This is a genomic window from Nocardia sp. NBC_00565 (genome assembly GCF_036345915.1).
Classification (GTDB): domain Bacteria; phylum Actinomycetota; class Actinomycetes; order Mycobacteriales; family Mycobacteriaceae; genus Nocardia.
This window is the reverse complement of the sequence record NZ_CP107785.1, coordinates 7418977-7435937: the sequence shown is the minus strand read 5'-3', so window position 1 is coordinate 7435937 and position 16961 is coordinate 7418977. Positions and strand designations below refer to the sequence as shown.

Below are 16961 nucleotides of genomic sequence, written 5' to 3'. Positions count from 1 at the left end.
GTGCCGACCCTACCGTGATTCGCCAGAATCAGCGCCGCGAGCCTCGCTCCTGGTAAAACCGCCGCTGCTGCTTGTTGATATCGCGCCACACCCGTTTGCGCTCGGCTTGCAGCCGCTTATCGGTTCGCGCTGCCTGCCAGGCGTTTTCCCGTTCGAGCTGCTGATAGCTGTCGAAGCGGCGCTGGGTGATCTCGCCATTGTCGATAGCTTCCTGTACCGCGCAACCGGGTTCGCCGTGATGTGCGCAGTCCAAGAATCGGCAGCGCGCGGCGAAGGATTCGATATCACTGAAGGTTTTCTCGATGCCCTCGGCCGCATCCCACAGTCCGATACCGCGCAGGCCGGGTGTATCGATCAGCGTGCCGCCGCCGGGCAGCGGTCGCAGCTCCCGATGCACCGTGGTGTGCCTGCCCTTCTTGTCCGCGGCGCGAACGGCGTTGGTGGCGAACACTTCCTGTCCGAGCAGCGCGTTGGCCAGCGTTGATTTCCCGGCGCCGGACGGGCCGATCAGGGCGACGGTGCCATCGAGCAGCCCGGTGAGCACATCGAGCCCGCGCCCATCGTTCGCGCTGACCGCGAGCGCGACCGCACCGGGGGCGACGGCCTGCACCTCGTCGAGTGGAACCTCCAGCGCCGCATCCGCTTTGGTGAGCAGCACGATCGGCTGCGCATTGCTCTCCCAGGCCAGTGCGAGCATCCGTTCGATCCGCCCGAGATCGACATCGCCGTCGGCCGCGCTGCAGATCAGCACGGTATCGACGTTCGCGGCGAGCACCTGACCTTGTGAGCGTCCGTTGACGGCCGAGCGCGTGATCGCGCCGCGGCGTGGCAGCAATTGGCGCACAGTGCGTTCGGCATCGATGCTCACCCAGTCACCGGTGCACAGTCCGCTGATCTCGGAATCGGAGCCCGGCCTGAGCGGGTCAGGCCTGGAGGAGGCAGCTTGGGTAACCACGGAGGGCCCCCGGTCAGGCCAAGTCAAACGCCGTACTCGGGCGCGTGCGGGGCCGGTCGGTGTCGCGACATCGCATTCGCTGCGATCCATCCGGATCACCCGCGCGGGTACGCAGCCATCCTCGATGAGTGCGTCGTATTCAGTGGCAACGGCTTCGGTCCAGCCGTAAGGGACGAGGAGGTCGTAGTCGACCATGGTGGAAGGAATCCTTCGTCGAGCGCCGAGCCCGAACCGGACTCAGCGAGTGGTATCCGAGGTGGAGGTTCGTGCCGCAGCGTGCGTTCGCACAGCTGACATGGGCACGACAATCCGCGCATTCCTTGTCACGATCTCCACCTCCTGACTCCATCTCGACGTTGCTCGCCCACTTTGCCATCCCGCGGAAAACCCGCGCAACCTATTTTTCGTCGGGCGTCGGCTTGCCGAACTGCTCGTTGCGGCCGAGGCTGCGCAGGTGGAACCATTCGCGCAGGCCGGCGGGGTCGCGGCGGGTGACGAGGAAGAACCAGGAGAAGCGGATCCATTCCTGGGGCAGCAGCTTGCGCATACCGGGCTGCGACATCAGATAGCCGCGGTTGCGGTAGGTGAAGTAGCGCTTGACCGGGTCGTCCGGATACTGGGTGTGCATGCGGCCGCCGAGGATCGGCTTGAATTCGGCGGCGCCGTTGGGGTGCAGATAGGCCGTCTGTAGGCAGGTGCCGAAGGGTAGGCCGGAGCGGACCAGGCGGCGGTGCACCTCGACCTCGTCGCCGCGCACGAACAGGCGCAGATCCGGGACGCCGATCAGGTCGACGGCCCTCGCGGAGATCAGCGCGCCGTTGAACAGCGAGGCGATGCCGGGCAGGAAATCCTCGTCGCCCAGCTCGGAACGTAGCCGCCGCCAGACCACGCCGCGGCGCAGCGGGAAGGCGAGGCGATCGGGTTCTTCGATATCGCAGACCACCGGCGAAACCTCGACCAGGCCGTGCTTACCCGCGCAATCGAGCAGGGTGGCAAGCACTTCCAGGCCATCGGGCCGGCCGTCGTCGTCGGCCAGCCAGACCCAGTCCGCGCCGAGGCTCAGCGCGTGCAGCATGCCGAGTGCGAAACCGCCCGCGCCGCCGAGATTGTGGGCCGAGCCGAGGTAGGTGCATTCGACCGGCTGCTCGGCGACCAGGTCGGCGACCTCGGCTTCGTTGGCGTTATCGACCACGATCAGGTGGTCCACCGGGCGAGATTGGGAGGCGAGGATCTTCAGGGATTCGGCGAGCAGTTCGCGGCGCTTGTGGGTGACCACGACGGCGACGATCTTGGCATCGGGTCCGGTGCCCGCCGGGGTGCGCGCGGCCGCGATCTGCGCGGGCGACGGACCGTCGTCCTCGGCCGAGTCGATCGGAACCTCCCGCCCTGCGTCGATCGGGGCCGCGGGGTCGATCGGGGCCGCGGGCCCGCCGGCGATCGGGGCGTCGTGCCCGGTCGGCTCACTCATGCCTGATTCGTCTCCAATTCTCGCTCGGCTTCCATTGTCCGTTCCGCTTCCAATTCACGCAGCACGGTGGCGACGTGATTGCCCGCCTCCGGACCCTCGTAGGCACGCACCACTTCTTCGATACCGCCGCGTAATCGGATCTGCCCGTGGTCGATCCACATGGCGGTATCGCAGAGCTGAGCGAGAAATTCGTTGGAATGGCTGGCGAACACCAGGATGCCCGAGCGCGCCACCAGTGATTGCAACCGGATCCGCGCCTTCTTCATGAATTCGGCGTCCACCGCGCCGATACCCTCGTCGAGCAGCAGGATCTCCGGATCGATCGAGGTCACCACGCCCATCGCCAGGCGCACCCGCATACCCGTCGAATAGGTGCGCAGCGGCATCGACAGATATTCACCGAGCTCGGTGAAATCGGCGATCTCATCGATCTTCGACAGCATCTGCTTACGCGTCTGCCCGAGGAAAAGCCCACGGATGATGATGTTCTCGTAGCCGGAGATCTCCGGATCCATGCCGACGCCGAGGTCGAATACCGGCGCCACCCGACCGCGGATGCGGGCACTGCCGCGCGAGGGTTCATAGATTCCCGAAAGCAGCCGCAGCAGTGTCGATTTGCCCGCGCCGTTATGTCCGACCAGGCCGATCCGGTCGCCCTCTTTCAGCGAAAGGGTGATGTCGCGCAATGCCTCGACCACCACCACATCGGATTGATTGCGGCCGATTGCGCCGCCCGCCTTACCGAGGAACGCCTTTTTCAGCGATCGCGATTTGGCGTCGAAGATCGGGAACTCGACCCACGCCTGGCGGGTTTCGATACTCACATGGTCGGTCATCGGCCCGATCTCCTATACCCAGTACGGCACGCGCGAACGGTACTGCTTCATCGCGAAGATCGCCACGATCCAGCCGACCACGGTGATGGCGCCGACGATCACCCAGTGATACAGATGCTGGTCATCACCGAGCAGCGGTGCCCGGACGATCTCCAAATAATGGAAGGTCGGGATGATTTCGGCCAGCTTCGCGCGCTCGCTCACCTGACCACCCTGCGATTCCAGACTTTTCGTATTCCACATCACCGGCGTCAGCACGAACAGCATCAGCGTGAGGCTGCCGAGGATCGGCGCGATATCCCGGTAGCGCGTGCTGAAGATGCCGAACACGATCGAAACCCACATCGAGTTGAGGAACAGCAGCCCGAGCGCGGGGATGGCGAAAATGGCGGTCCAGTGCAGTTTTTCCCAGACGCCGAAGGCGATCAGCACCACCAGATAGATCAGCATGTTGTGCGCGAAGAACAGCAACTGCCGCCAGACCAGGCGATAAACGTGCACGCTCAGCGCCGATGGCAGCTGTTTGATCAACCCCTCGTTGGCGATGAAGACTTCGGAGCCCTCGAGGATGCTGGCCTGGATCACATTCCAGACGATGATGCCGACGGCTACATACGGTAGATAGGCCTTGATCGACTGATCCAGCAGCGCCGCGTACAGAATGCCGATCGCGGCGGCCTGCACACCGGTCGCGATGGTGATCCAGAACGGACCGAGCACCGAGCGGCGGTAGCGCTGTTTGATGTCCTGCCAGCCGAGTGATAGCCACAGTTCGCGCTGGGCGAAGCCGCCGCGGAAGTCCTTGAACGCGCGCCCGAAGGTCTGCGAGTCCGAGACAATCGGGGTCACGGTGGGCTCGGTCGGCTGGTCGACCGGGGTTTCATCCGCTGGAGCGGTGTTCTCGTCAGGTCGCACGGAGGTCTCTTCGGAACTCTCGTCGGAACGCGCATGGCTGGTATCTGAACGCACTGAACTCTCTTCAGGACGATCTGGGCTCTCTTCGGGACGCGCCGTAGTCACATCGGAGACCGAGTCGGGGCGAGCGGCAGCGGACGGCACGGTGCACGACACTACCCTCGCAAATTCCGATGGACCCGGGTGGCACGTACCAGGTTCCTACTCAGAGATATTGTCCGGAGCCGCCGGTCGCCGAGTTGGACTGGCCCGTACGCGGGTCGGTCGCGTGGATGCCGGGCGGCAGCGCACCCTGACGCATCTGCTCCAGCTGCGCCCGCGCCGCCATCTGCTGCGCGAACAGTGCGGTCTGAATGCCGTGGAACAGACCCTCCAACCAGCCGACGAGCTGGGCCTGGGCGATGCGCAGTTCGCCATCGGAGGGGATGGCGTCATCGGTGAACGGCAGCGTGAGCCGCTCGAGTTCGTCGCGCAGTTCCGGCGCGAGTCCCTGTTCGAGCTCACGCACCGAGGACTTGTGGATCTCGCGCAGCCGGGTCCGGCTGGCATCGTCCAGCGGCGCCGCGCGGACCTCCTCGAGCAACTGCTTGATCATGGTGCCGATGCGCATGACCTTCGCGGGCTGCTCGACCATATCGGCCAGCGATTCCTCGACGTCGTCCTTGCTGTCCGCATTGTCGGATTTCTGGTCGCTGTCGGTGACGACCTGCGCCGTGAAGGGCGTGTTCGAGCCGGACTCCACCGGGATGGACAGCGGCCTGCCGTCGGGTCCGATCACGACAATGGATTCGGGTGCACCATCCGATTGCGTCATGATCCCTATCATGTCGCGTCCGCCGCGAACGCGCTAAGTCGGTGGCCTTCGCGGGGCAGTCGAGGGGACGCTGTGCGGCCGTATCGCTCAGGTCACCGGGCCGCTGCCACGGCCACGAGGTGGCGTCTATTCTGTTCGGGTCGTGTGGTTCGGATTTGTTGAAAGTCGGTTGCCATGCTGAGTCCCAGTTCACTGCACCCCCGCCCGCCGGTGTTGGGGAACGCGGTTACACAGGCTCGCCCGCTGCCCTTAGAGTGGCCAACATGACTTACGACGTCGCGAGGGTTCGGGGCCTGATACCGTCCCTGGGCGACGGTTGGATCCATCTCGACCCGCAGGCCGGAATGCTGGTCCCGGATTCGGTATCTCGTGCCGTATCAACAGGTTTCCGGACCTCCTCCTTTTCTCATATCGGCCGCAATGGCGCCGCGGTGCGCAGCGCCGCGATCCTGGACGCGGCCCGGGAGGCCGTCGCGGATCTGGTCGGCGGTGATCCGGCGGGCGTCGTACTCGGACCGGACCGTGCGGTCTTGTTGGCCTGGTTGGCGGAGTCGCTGAGTTCGCGCCTGGGCCTCGGCACCGGGATCGTGCTGTCGCGGTTGGACGACGAGGCCAATGTCGCGCCGTGGTTGCGGATCGCGAACCGCTACGGCGCACACGTGCGCTGGGCCGAGGTCGAGATCGAGACCTGTGAGATGCCGTCGTGGCAGTTCGAGGAATTGATCGGCCCGACCGCCCGGCTGGTCGCGCTGACCGCCGCGTCGCCGATCGTCGGTTCCGCGCCCGCGGTGCGGGTCGCGGCGGATCGGGTGCACGAAGTCGGCGGCCTACTCGTCGCCGACTGCTTCGGCGCCGCGCCGTACGCGCTCATCGATATCGACGAACTCAATGCCGATGTGATCGCGTTGAGCGCGCCCGCATGGGGCGGTCCACAGATCGGCGCGCTGGTCTTCCGCGACCCGGCCTTCCTGGACCGGATTCCGTCGATGTCGTTGAACCCGTACGCGAAAGGCGCCGAACGCCTCGAGGTCGGCGGCCATCAGTACGCACTGCTCGCCGGGCTGACCACCTCCATCGACTTCCTCGCGGGTATGGATGAGCGGGCCAGGGGCACCCGCCGTGAGCGCCTGGAAATCTCGATCACCTCGCTGCAGGACTACCATGATCAACTCTTCGAGCACCTGATGGACGTGCTCGACAAGATCTCCAACCTGACCGTGATCGGCCGCGCCTCCACCCGCATCCCGACCGTCAGCTTCACCATGGCGGGTATGCAGGCCGAAAAGGTCGCCGCCAAACTCGCCGACGCCCGCATCGGTACCCTCAGCGGCGTCCACGGCGGCAGCCGCCTACTCGACGCCCTCGGTGTCAACGACGAGGGCGGCGCCGTAACCGTCGGCTTGGCCCCGTACACAACGAATTTCGAAATCGACCAGCTGGGTAGGGCCCTCGCCGCCTTGGAGTGAGCGGCGGGCGCTCGCTGGGTTCCGAATCGCGCAGGCGGCAATGCTCCATGAGCGCTGCCTTCGGATCGTCGAGGCGAGTCGAATGGTGGTTGCTCGCGAGCGACCATTCGACTCGGGTCGAAGTGCCTGGGCGCGTGGGGGTTACGCGTCGTGGATATTCAGGACTACTTTGCCGAAGATTTCGGATGCGTCCAGAAGGCGGTGAGCCTCGGGGGCTTCGGTGATCGGAAGTTCGGCGTGGATGACCGGGACGATGGTGCCGTCGGCGATCAGCGGCCAGAGGTGGCGGTGCAGCTCGGCGATGATCGCGGCCTTGCTGTTGGCGCCGGTGGCGGGGCGGTTGCGCACGTTGTTGGCGTGGATGGTGCCCCATTTGGACAGCAGCGCACCGAGATTCAGCTCGGCGGTGACACCGCCCTGCATGCCGATCACGACCAGCTGGCCGTGCTGCGCGAGCGCTTCCACATTTCGTGCGAGATAGGCGGCGCCCATGATGTCGAGAATGATGTCCGCGCCGGGACCGCCCACACCGGATTCCTCGGCACGGATCGCGGCCACGAAATCGTCCTCGCGGTAATTGATCAGTACGCTCGCGCCCAACTCGCGGCACCGCTTCAGCTTGTCCGCCGAGCCCGCGGTGACCGCGACACGCGCGCCCTGACTCACCGCGACTTGAATGGCGTGCGTACCGATTCCGCTGCCGCCGCCGTGGATCAGTACCAGTTGCCCCGCGTGCAGTCCGGCGGTCATCACGAGGTTCGACCACACCGTCGCGGCCGCCTCGGGCAGCCCGGCCGCGGCCGCGAGGTCGAGCCCGTCGGGCACCGGCAGCACTTGGGTCGCGGCCACCACGACCTTCTCCGCGTACCCGCCGCCCGACAGCAGCGCGCACACTCGATCCCCGACCTGCCAATCCCGCACACCATCACCGACTTCGGCGATGACACCGGAACACTCCAACCCCAAGACCTCACTGCCCCCGGCCGGCGGCGGATAGAACCCCTGCCGCTGCAACAGATCCGCGCGATTCACCCCGGCCGCGGCAACCTCGATCAGCACCTCCCCGTGCCCGGGCGCCGGGTCCGCGACCTCGCCCCACTCCATCACCTCGGGACCACCGAAACCATTCAGCTTGATAGCGCGCACCGTTCCATCCTGCCCCCGCCCCCTACCTGCCCGCACCCGAACCCCATCTCCCGGCCCGTTACACCGCCCCGGCCTGCGCCAACTCACGTCCTGGGTCTGTCGGAGCCTGGCGAACCCGGCGGACGATCCAGGCAGGCAAAGACCCGCAAAAGGCGGGGGAGCGGACTAGCGTTCCGGGCGTGAGCAGCTTTGTCGACTTCCAGAACGAGATCTACCTGGGTGGTCTGGGTGGCGCCGTGCCCGAATTGCCGTTGACGGCGGCGGGTTTGGAAGAGCGGGCGCGCGAGGTGCTGGATGCGCAGGCCTTCGCGTATGTGGCGGGGAGCGCGTCGGGTGAGCGGACGGCGGCGGCGAATCGGTCCGCGTTCGACCGGTATCGGATCGTGCCGCGGATGCTGCGCGGCACTTCTGGGCCGGGTGCGCGCGATCTGTCGGTGGAAGTGCTCGGCACGCGGCTGGCGGCGCCGGTGCTGACCGCGCCGGTCGGGGTGCTGGAGTTGCTGTGTGCGGGCGGCGAGGTGATCGTCGCGGAGGTCACGAAGGAACTCGGCGTCGGTACGGTGCTGTCCACGGCGGCCTCGTCCACCATCGAGGATGTCGGTGCGGCGGCCGGGAGCTGGTGGTATCAGCTGTACTGGCCCGCCGACGACGAGTTGGCCAGATCCTTCGTCGAGCGTGCGGAGCGTGCCGGTGCCACGGCGATCGTCGTCACCGTCGATACCCCGAGTCTGGGCTGGCGGCCCCGCGATCTCGCGGTGGCGCATCTGCCGTTCCTGCACGGCAAGGGCATCGCCAACTATCTGTCGGATCCGGTGTTCCGCGCGAAGCTTTCGACACCGCCGGAGCAGAGCGCGGATGCGATGCGGGCCGCGATCCTCACCTGGTCCGGTCTGTTCGGCAACCACGCGCTGCGCCCCGCCGACCTGGCCCACCTGCGCGAGTGGACCGATCTGCCGATCGCGGTGAAGGGCATCCTGCACCCCGACGACGCCCGCCAGGTGGTGGACGCGGGCGCCGACGCGGTGGTGGTGAGCAATCACGGCGGCCGTCAGGTAGACGGCGCGATCGCCGCCCTCGACGCCCTGCCCGCCGTGGTCGCCACCATCGGCGACCGCGCCGACGTGCTGTTCGACTCCGGCATCCGCACCGGCTCGGACGTGCTGATCGCGCTGGCACTCGGCGCGAAGGCGGTGCTGTACGGACGACCGTGGGCCTATGGCCTCGGCATCGCGGGCCGCGAAGGCGTGCGCCACGCCTTGCGCGTGCTGCTCGCCGACTTCGACTCCGTACTGGGACTGTCCGGCTGCGCGAGCCCAGCTGAACTGGACCGATCGCTCATCTCGATAGCTCGCTGAGTCGCGGGCCGCGTCCCGCTGTGACCGGTTGGGCCCGGCGTTTTCCCAGTTCAGACCAGCTTAGAATGGAGCACGTGTATCCCGAACCGAGCAGTCGCGCGCCCGTCGAGCCGAGCTGGCTCTCACCGTCGCAGCAGCGTGCCTGGCGGGCCTATATGGACGGGCATCAGCGATTGGCGGCGGCGCTCAACCGTCAGCTGCAACGCGACTCCGACCTCACCCTCGCCGAATACCGGATCCTGGTCCTGCTGTCCGAGGCCCCCGATCGTTCGCTGCGCATGAGCGAACTGGCCGACGGCGTCCTGTCCTCCCGCAGTCGACTCACCCACCAGATCCGCCGCTTGGAAACCCAGCGAATGGTCCGCCGCAACACCTGCCTCGAGGACGGCCGCGGCGTACTCGCCGAACTCACCGAGGAAGGCATGCGCCGCCTCGAGGCCGCCGCCCCCGGCCACGTCGAGGCAGTCCGCCGCAACTTCATCGATCTGCTGGATCCCGCACAACTCGAGATCGTCGGCGACGTCTTCACCCGAGTAGACCGAGCGATCGACGGCAGCGCCACCTGACCCCACGACCCCCTACCGATCGGCAAGAGCGTCGCTGCGGCAGGTACTCTCGTGGATCTGGAGACGTGGCAGAGCGGCCGAATGCACTCGCCTTGAAAGCGAGCGTCGCGAGAGCGACCGGGGGTTCAAATCCCTCCGTCTCCGCAACGGTTTCGGGTCCTATTCGTCCCAGGCCTGGATCGAGGTCTGGTCGACGATGCGGCCGTCGCGTAGGTCTGCGACGGAGCTGGCCAGTACGCGGACACCGTCGGGGTATCGGCAGGATTCCATGAAGGCTACGTGGTCGCCGTCGACCACCACGCTCTCCAGTTTGTGGGTCATGTCTCGGTTGTAGACGTCGTTCAACATCTCGGAGATGGCGGACCGTCCGTGCATGACCCTGGGGTGGCTGGGCTGGGTCTGATGATCGACCATGCGGATCTCGGCGTCATCCGCGTAGAGCGACAGCAATGCGGTCGCATCCCGGCCCTCGATGCCCCGGCGCAGTGCTTCGGTATCGAAGCCGTGCATAGCAGTCATGGTGGTCTCCTTGCTCGTCGAGGTCACGAGCCGGACCAGGGCGATTCGGCCCATACTGAGGAGGGTACGCCGGTTGCTACCGTCAATCGCCGTATCAGTTATCTCCGGGCATCGAGCTGTGCGCGACCCGCTCGGCCGCGGTACAGGGCTCAGGCACGCTGAATTCGGCGAGCGGTTGTCGCGCTTTTAGAGTGTACGAAAATCTCCGTGGCCGGGAGTATTGCCCGGTGGGGTCGAAGGTTCGGTCGATGATCGCACCACCGATATGGGATGGGAACCAACGGCGAAATCCATTGGTTCCCATCTCTACCCACTAGGTGCGGGCGAGGCTCAGTCGCAGACCTTGACCGCGTCGGCCCTGTTGTCCGCGCCGGGCGGCAGGGTGCCCCGAGCGTCGTTCGCGACGGACGCGAGCAGTTGCCAGCGCTCGCCCGTCCAGTTGTATACCCCCACGGTCCGGCCGGTGCGGTTCCAGTACGACGTTAATCGGTCGCCGACGCCGCCATTACCGATGTCGTGCAGCACACAGCTCGCATCGACCTGCACGATCATGCTGCCCGTCCCGTCCCGACCGTCCCAGCCGCAGAACACTCCGCCCGGGCAGTCATAGCCCGGTGCTGCCAATGCCGGGGCAGCCGAGATCATCGTGACAGCAGCGCCCGCGCCGAGCGTCAACACGGCCGCGGCGAGCGGGACCAGACGACGCATGGCACTGGCCCGGTAGGTGATCTTCATGATGGTTCCCATCTTGCGAATCGATGTCAGCCTTTTGACGGCTCGACACCAACTCTGTGCGGACCCACCAACGACTAACCAACGACCGACTAACCAGCCAGATCAGACCCCTCGATCACGCAGGGTCTGTCACCGCCTACCATTCACGAAGGTCGCTCGACCTGGTTGGCGCTCAGGAACTTCACGGGCACGGCAGATCAACGCGTAGGCGCGGTACGTCGGAAGCCCCACGCCTCCGGTGCACGTCACGGAGTTGGCTGCGAAGTGGCTGGGGTTGGTCGCGGCGAACTGGGCTTGTGTTTCAACGATTCGGCTGAAGTGTTCGCGAATCGGGATGTGTCCGACCAGAATCGGAGACATGGCTGAGCTTGTGCTGACGGCGGACCGTCGTGATGAACTGGCCGCGTTGCTGGGGGATGAGCAGCGTCTTCGTGCTGAGTATCCGCAGGTGGCGGAGTATCTGGATACTGCGCCGATGTTGTCGGGGACTGGGAACGAGAATGCGGATGCCGCGTTCGATCTGCGGTTGGTGCATTACATGACCGGGCGGCGCTCGGACAGCTCGAATCCATACTGGGACATTGTTGCGCCGTCGGTGGTCGAGCATGAGGGCCGGCGGGTGGTGAACGGTGGCCGCGTCAACGGCAGTGCGCGACTTGGCTTTGCGCAGACGATCTTGCAGGCGGCTTACGCGTATGCGATTCCGTCGCCGGAGACGATCGACTGGGTGTCTCGGTTTTGCGATGGCCGCGCGGTGGTCGAGCTGGGAGCCGGGCGGGGGTATTGGGCGGCGCAGTTGGCGAATGCGGGTGTGAGTGTCGAGGCGTACGACTCGGAACCTCCGGGCCGAACCGAGAACGTCTCGTTTCTCCAGGCAGCGGGGCAAACTGATGTGTGGCACAGCGTCGGTGACCTTGATGAGTTCGCTGCACGGCCCAGGGGCGGAGCGGGGGATGTGCTGTTCCTCTGCTGGCCCCCCGGCTGGGGAAACACGATGGCGTCGGATGCACTTGCCGTGTTCGAGGCTGCGGGTGGCGAGCGGGTGGTTTACATCGGGGAGCCGAAAGGCGGGAAGACCGGTGATGACGCGTTCTTCGATGCGCTGTTGGCTGGCTGGGAGCTGAAAACTGAAGACGCACAGTTTATTTCGTGGTGGAATCTGGCGGACCGTGCACAGGGCTGGGTTCGGCGGTGATGAATGCCAACCTGACCGAATAGCGCGGGCTGGGTTGGCGGGGAACGAGATCGCCCGCTATGCCCCGGTGCTGGTGTCTGTCGCCGGATTCAACGCCATCCGAAAGACGAACGCGTCGTAGCGATCCCGTGGATAGGAAACATCGGACACCATGATCACTCGACCTTCCGAGGTGATGAACCGCTGGTGAATCGTCTTCACGAGATCTCCAGCCGTAGTCCGCAGCCAGGTGGCATGAGACGGTGCCGGGAGCCGATCCGAGACGGTCTCCTCGAGGACGGCTGCGTTGGATGTGTCGGTGACATCGAGAGGCTGAAAGGTATCGGAGACGGAGATCGGACGGCCGTCGTCGCTGGCACAAGTGAAGATGTGCGTGATTGCTTGACCCGCCGAGACTCCGAATGCTTCTGCGAGTTCTTCGGTAGCGGTGACCCTTTCGGTTGTTCGACTGATTCGAATGTTTCTGTCGGACTCGTTTCCGAAGGTCGCTTCGGGATCCTCCATCTGGCGTTCCGGCGATATCCGGACGAGGTTGGGGCGGTCGGCTACGAAGACACCGCGCCGCCGAACAGACCGGACGAGGCCCTGGCTCTGCAGCAACTCCACAGCCTTTCGAACGACTATGTCCGAGACGTTGTGGCGCGTGGCGATCTCGGCATAGCTCGGAAGTTGGATGCCCGGGGGTAGTTCGCCGCTGCGAATTCGCCGCGCGTATTCGCCCGCAATCGAGACGTAAGCCGGTTCCGCCATTTGAGCACAATCCCTTCGATCCGCCCGTCACCATCACAGTGACCAGCACATTCCAATATACCTAACTTCGTATACGTAAATGAGGTCTGCGCAGGTCAGAGGCAATCTACCGGGCCGGCCGCTCATACGAGCCTCGTCGTAGGAGGTACCGTCGCCCAGCGAGCGAACGACATGCGCGGGACGATGGCTTCCACGTCGGCGATACCCATAAGTGCATGGAGTACGAGCGCATCCAGATGCTCCAGCGATGGCACGATCACGGCGTCCACGTCGGCGGCGCGCACCTGATCGACCAGCGACACCAGAGATACCTCCGGCGGCCAAATGAGGGTGTATCCCAAACGCCTTGCCAACCGGCACGTCTGAGCGCGGTCCCATTCCGGAGCCGGGCTGGCATCAAGGTCTATCCATGCGAATGCGGTTGGACGGAATCTCATCGCATACTCCTGGTCCATGCTCCGGTCTCCTCGCCGCAAAGGAATCCGTGAGAGACGTCGCGGTTGAGGAGTGTTGCATTATTCATCGTATACGTAGATAAGTATACGAATGAGTGAAATCGAGCTGGCGACTAACGACGCCATCTAACTGTGGCTTTATCTAACTCGACAAGCCTGCATGCGCAAGATTCTCATGCGCGTGCACCATTACGTATACGATGGTGTCGTCGCCCGCTCGGCTGGCGAGATGCGAAATATCAACGGAGGCAAGGGAGTTCGAGCACCTCGGCTATCGGTTCCACGCCATGGGCATCGTCGCTGCCGGCTGCGGCCGATTCGGGTGCGGGTCGCACGTCCGGTTCTATGGCGGCGTGACGAGTGCAGCGGACCTTGCTCTTGGCGTTGCTGGTCCGCCATCATCACGGGCACCTGGAGCAGCCGGCTGTCCCGATGACCAGTGTCGTCAAGATGCGAGAAGGCCCCTCCCGAAATCCCGGAAGGGGCCTTCTACCTATGTGCGCCCGAAGGGATTCGAACCCCTAACCTTCTGATCCGTAGTCAGATGCTCTATCCGTTGAGCTACGGGCGCATGCCTGTGTTCAGTTGTACCCGGCGAACCGGGGTGTGGCGGAGGCGAGAGGATTTGAACCTCCGGTCCCCGTGAAGGGACAACTCATTAGCAGTGAGTCCCATTCGGCCGCTCTGGCACGCCTCCTGGAGCCTTCTCTTCGAGGGCACCGGTCCTTTCGAACCGCCGAACAGGAAGGTTACAGTAGCCGACGTCCAGATCGCAAAACGCCTGGTAATCACCGAAGATTGCTGTCGAACCAGTCGAAGATCCGGGTCTGGGAATCGACGAGATCGAAGTCGTCGTCGCTGCCGGATCGGTCGGCGCGGTGGTGCAAGCCGGGGTAGGTCACCACGAGGCTGGCGACCGCGGCGCGGGCGGTGGCGTCGCGCAGTTGGTCGATCTGGGCAGGCGGGGTGTCCGGGTCATCGGCGCCGAAGAGGCCGAGCCATGGCGCCTGTAGGTTCGGGGCCGCGCGGATGAGTGCGTCGGCCTCGTCGGTGAGCGGTTCCACGATGCCGGGTGCGGCGACGCTGACCGCGGCTCCGACCGGGCGGTTCGTCGCGACGAGGAAGGCCGCCGTGCCCGCATGGTCGAAGCCGAGCACACCGATGCAGTCCGGGAAGACGCCGCGTCGGGTGAGCCAGTCGAAGCAGGCGTCGAAGTCGTCGAAGAGTTCGTCGCCGAAGACCTCGCGCACGGGCTCGCCGTTGATGCGATGGAACAGATTGGGCGCGACCACCGTCCAGCCCTCGGTCGCCAGGGCTCTCATGAGTTCCAGCAATGATCCGGTGAACTCCCGGGATTCGTGCAGCACCACGATTCCGCCCCGCGCGTTGCCCTCCGGTTCGGCCACCGTGATGGGCACCTGAGTATTGGCGGTCCGACGCCGGTCGTCGACCGATGGTTGTGGGTGCGAACCGGAAATGATCTCGTCGCGACTACGTAGCGGCGCAATATCGTCGTAAATGCCCGACATGGAACAAGGGTATGTGGATCTGCTGATCTTCGCGAGAAATTGCACGTGAGCGGCCCTGACGGCCAGAATTTCCGGTACGCGGCATATGGTTGACGCGTGACAGCGCACATCCGGCCGGACCTCGATTCGATCCCGGCGTACGTCCCCGGCCGCAACCATCCGGGCGCGGTCAAGCTCGCCAGCAACGAGACCACCTTCGGTCCGCTCCCGGCCGCCGCGAAGGCCATCGCCGAGGCCGCCGAACTGGCGAACCGCTATCCGGACAATCAGGTCACCGAGCTGCGTGCGGCCATCGCGGACTTTCTGGGCGTCTCTTCGGCGAACGTCGCGGTCGGCTGCGGCAGCGTCGCGCTGTGCCAGGAGTTGGTGCAGATCACCTGTGACGCACTTACCGATGAGGTGCTGTTCGCGTGGCGCTCGTTCGAGGCGTATCCGATCGTCACCCAGGTCGGCAATGCGACGGCCGTGCCAGTGCCGCTCACCCCGGACCATGTGCACGATCTGGACGCGATGGCGGCCGCGGTCACCGAGCGCACCAAGCTGATCTTCGTCTGCAATCCGAACAACCCGACCGGCACCGCGATCGGCGCGGCCGAACTGATCCGCTTCCTGGACGCGATCCCGGAACATGTGCTCATCGTGCTCGACGAGGCCTACTTCGAGTACCTGCGGCTCACCCCCGAGCAGCGCCCGAACGGCGTTGAGTTCGGCCGGAATCGGCCCAATGTCGTTGTGCTGCGGACCTTTTCCAAGGCCTACGGTCTAGCGGGACTGCGCGTGGGCTACGCGGTCGGCGATCCGGCCGTGATCACCGCGCTGATGAAGGTGCACATCCCGTTCAGCGTGAACCGGATCGCACAGGCCGCCGCGATCGCCTCGCTGGAGGCGCACCACGAACTGCTCGACCGCACCGACAATCTCGTCGTCGAGCGCGATCGGGTGCGTGCCGTGCTGCTCGCGGCAGGCTATGAGGTGCCGCCGAGCGAATCGAACTTCCTGTGGCTGCCGCTGGGCGAGCGCAGTGCCGAATACGGCGAGGTGAGCGCGGAGGCGGGGGTGCTGCTGCGGCCGTACGGGACCGACGGTGTGCGGGTGACCACCGGTGATCCGCATGAGAACGAGCAGTTCCTGCGGTTCGCGACCGATCCGGAAGTGTTGGCGCGGTTCGCGATCAGCGGCTAGACACCAACGCTTGCGAGATCGTCGGCCACGACCTGCTCAACTCGTCGGACCAATACGGCCAGGAGTGGGTCCCGGTGGCCCGAAAGTGCGCGGTCACCGGAATCCCCAGCGCGGTGAGCCGGTCGGCCAAGCGGCGGGTGCAGACGTTGGTCGCGGCCTCGAGCGGCCCGCCGAAACCGATGACGCTCACGATATCCGGGGTGTCCGGGGTGTCGTATTTGCCGGGCAGGCCGCTGCCGACCGACATATAGATCGCCTTGCCGCGCAACGCTTCCGCATGCAGCAGCACGTCATGGTCCAGCCAGGCCGGATCCTTCTGATCGCCGAACATATTGTTCGGCGCGCCGCTGTAGGTCGCCACTACCGCGCGGGCCTGCGCCTGCCCAAGATCGGTTCCCATGGAGAAGCATCCGCTGTGCACAGCCACCGCCGTGTACAGGTTCGGTTGCCGGAAGGCCAGCATCATCGCGGCCTCGGCGCCCATCGAGACTCCTATGACGGCATTGCGTCCGTTGCCGTTGAATTGGGCGTCGATCAGCGGCGGTAATTCGCGGGTCAGGAAGGTTTCCCACATATTGGTGCCGAGCACCGGATCCGGGCGCTGCCAGTCGGTGTAGAAGCTGGCCGGGCCGCCGACCGTCAGCACCACATTGACGTCTTTGTCCTCGAAGAATCGGTCCGCGTGCCCGAGTGTGGTCCAGTTGTTGCTCTCCGCTTCGGCGCTGCGCCCGTCGAGCATGTAGACGGTGGGTCGCGAATGTTTCTGCTCGCGCGGCAGCAGCACCTGCACCTCGACGGCACGCTGCATCGCGGGCGAGTTCACCCACACCCGCAGCCAGCGGTCGTTGATCGGAACAATGTGATCGATCGACGCCCGCGTCACGCCGGGCACGGTCGGCGCCGCGGGATCAGGACTCTCCGCCGAGCCAGTATTCGGCCGAGGCCCCGGGCCGGGAGCTGCCACTACTTGCGGAGCCCCGAACACCGCCGCACCGGCAATCAGTGCGCCGCTCACAATCGCGCTGGAGACCCAACGCCGCACCTCGCGCCGAGACAGCATGTCGCCCATCCTGCC

17 protein-coding genes and 3 tRNA genes are annotated in these 16961 nt (G+C 65.5%); 6 read left to right on the top strand and 14 right to left on the bottom strand.

Annotated features, from left to right (window positions below; translation table 11 throughout):
* Positions 1-28: 28 nt before the first annotated feature.
* The 5 genes from rsgA to OG874_RS34335 all read right to left on the bottom strand — a co-directional run bounded on the left by rsgA (position 29) and on the right by OG874_RS34335 (position 4988).
* Positions 29-1150 carry a ribosome small subunit-dependent GTPase A gene (rsgA, locus tag OG874_RS34355; RefSeq protein ID WP_330251213.1) on the bottom strand — a complete coding sequence of 374 codons (1122 nt, stop codon included), beginning with the start codon at positions 1148-1150 and terminating at the stop codon, positions 29-31.
* A gap of 202 nt (positions 1151-1352) precedes the next feature.
* The gene (gene glfT1, locus OG874_RS34350) at positions 1353-2423 is read right to left on the bottom strand and encodes a galactofuranosyltransferase GlfT1 (protein WP_330251212.1); all 1071 of its coding nucleotides are present in this window, start codon (positions 2421-2423) and stop codon (positions 1353-1355) included.
* The gene (gene wzt / locus OG874_RS34345; RefSeq protein ID WP_330251211.1) at positions 2420-3259 is read right to left on the bottom strand and encodes a galactan export ABC transporter ATP-binding subunit Wzt/RfbE; all 840 of its coding nucleotides are present in this window, start codon (positions 3257-3259) and stop codon (positions 2420-2422) included. Before wzt ends, glfT1 begins: the two co-directional genes overlap by 4 nt.
* Positions 3260-3271: 12 nt before the next feature.
* Complete coding sequence (gene wzm, locus OG874_RS34340) at positions 3272-4108, bottom strand: galactan export ABC transporter permease subunit Wzm/RfbD (protein ID WP_442943457.1); 837 nt, start codon at positions 4106-4108, stop codon at positions 3272-3274.
* Positions 4109-4379: 271 nt separating this feature from the next.
* On the bottom strand, positions 4380-4988 hold the full coding sequence (locus OG874_RS34335) for a bacterial proteasome activator family protein (RefSeq protein ID WP_330251210.1): 609 nt from the start codon (positions 4986-4988) through the stop codon (positions 4380-4382).
* Positions 4989-5251: 263 nt separating this feature from the next.
* Between OG874_RS34335 and OG874_RS34330 the strand changes: the two genes are divergently transcribed.
* Positions 5252-6454: a cysteine desulfurase-like protein gene (locus OG874_RS34330; RefSeq protein ID WP_330251209.1), complete on the top strand. Its 1203-nt coding sequence runs from the start codon at positions 5252-5254 to the stop codon at positions 6452-6454.
* Positions 6455-6595: 141 nt separating this feature from the next.
* On the opposite strand, the gene OG874_RS34325 is transcribed toward OG874_RS34330, so the two are convergent.
* Positions 6596-7600, bottom strand: a complete 1005-nt coding sequence (locus OG874_RS34325; protein ID WP_330251208.1) for an NAD(P)H-quinone oxidoreductase — start codon at positions 7598-7600, stop codon at positions 6596-6598.
* A gap of 179 nt (positions 7601-7779) precedes the next feature.
* Between OG874_RS34325 and OG874_RS34320 the strand changes: the two genes are divergently transcribed.
* The 3 genes from OG874_RS34320 to OG874_RS34310 all read left to right on the top strand — a co-directional run bounded on the left by OG874_RS34320 (position 7780) and on the right by OG874_RS34310 (position 9665).
* A complete protein-coding gene (locus tag OG874_RS34320) occupies positions 7780-8955 on the top strand; it encodes a lactate 2-monooxygenase (RefSeq protein WP_330251207.1) in 1176 nt (391 codons plus the stop codon).
* Positions 8956-9020: 65 nt separating this feature from the next.
* On the top strand, positions 9021-9521 hold the full coding sequence (locus OG874_RS34315) for a MarR family winged helix-turn-helix transcriptional regulator (protein ID WP_442943167.1): 501 nt from the start codon (positions 9021-9023) through the stop codon (positions 9519-9521).
* 59 nt (positions 9522-9580) lie between these two features.
* Positions 9581-9665 (top strand) — tRNA-Ser (locus tag OG874_RS34310).
* Positions 9666-9680: 15 nt separating this feature from the next.
* On the opposite strand, the gene OG874_RS34305 is transcribed toward OG874_RS34310, so the two are convergent.
* Together OG874_RS34305 and OG874_RS34300 are read right to left on the bottom strand one after the other, a co-directional pair.
* On the bottom strand, positions 9681-10094 hold the full coding sequence (locus OG874_RS34305; protein ID WP_330251206.1) for a nuclear transport factor 2 family protein: 414 nt from the start codon (positions 10092-10094) through the stop codon (positions 9681-9683).
* 276 nt (positions 10095-10370) lie between these two features.
* The gene (locus OG874_RS34300) at positions 10371-10775 is read right to left on the bottom strand and encodes a peptidase inhibitor family I36 protein (protein WP_330251205.1); all 405 of its coding nucleotides are present in this window, start codon (positions 10773-10775) and stop codon (positions 10371-10373) included.
* A 358-nt stretch (positions 10776-11133) separates the two neighbouring features.
* Between OG874_RS34300 and OG874_RS34295 the strand changes: the two genes are divergently transcribed.
* Complete coding sequence (locus OG874_RS34295; protein ID WP_330251204.1) at positions 11134-11970, top strand: hypothetical protein; 837 nt, start codon at positions 11134-11136, stop codon at positions 11968-11970.
* Between the two features lie 57 nt (positions 11971-12027).
* Here OG874_RS34295 and OG874_RS34290 read toward each other — a convergent pair whose 3' ends face one another.
* The 5 genes from OG874_RS34290 to OG874_RS34270 form a co-directional block, all read right to left on the bottom strand.
* Positions 12028-12720: a GntR family transcriptional regulator gene (locus tag OG874_RS34290; RefSeq protein WP_330251203.1), complete on the bottom strand. Its 693-nt coding sequence runs from the start codon at positions 12718-12720 to the stop codon at positions 12028-12030.
* 122 nt (positions 12721-12842) lie between these two features.
* The gene (locus tag OG874_RS34285) at positions 12843-13175 is read right to left on the bottom strand and encodes a hypothetical protein (protein WP_330251202.1); all 333 of its coding nucleotides are present in this window, start codon (positions 13173-13175) and stop codon (positions 12843-12845) included.
* A 498-nt stretch (positions 13176-13673) separates the two neighbouring features.
* Positions 13674-13746: transfer RNA gene (locus OG874_RS34280), tRNA-Arg, on the bottom strand.
* A 36-nt stretch (positions 13747-13782) separates the two neighbouring features.
* A tRNA-Ser gene (locus OG874_RS34275) sits at positions 13783-13872 on the bottom strand.
* Positions 13873-13963: 91 nt separating this feature from the next.
* Complete coding sequence (locus tag OG874_RS34270; RefSeq protein WP_330251201.1) at positions 13964-14704, bottom strand: dienelactone hydrolase family protein; 741 nt, start codon at positions 14702-14704, stop codon at positions 13964-13966.
* A gap of 96 nt (positions 14705-14800) precedes the next feature.
* Between OG874_RS34270 and hisC the strand changes: the two genes are divergently transcribed.
* On the top strand, positions 14801-15886 hold the full coding sequence (hisC, locus tag OG874_RS34265; protein WP_330251200.1) for a histidinol-phosphate transaminase: 1086 nt from the start codon (positions 14801-14803) through the stop codon (positions 15884-15886).
* Here hisC and OG874_RS34260 read toward each other — a convergent pair.
* Complete coding sequence (locus OG874_RS34260; protein WP_442943166.1) at positions 15876-16946, bottom strand: alpha/beta hydrolase; 1071 nt, start codon at positions 16944-16946, stop codon at positions 15876-15878. The genes hisC and OG874_RS34260 overlap by 11 nt on opposite strands.
* Positions 16947-16961: the final 15 nt, after the last annotated feature.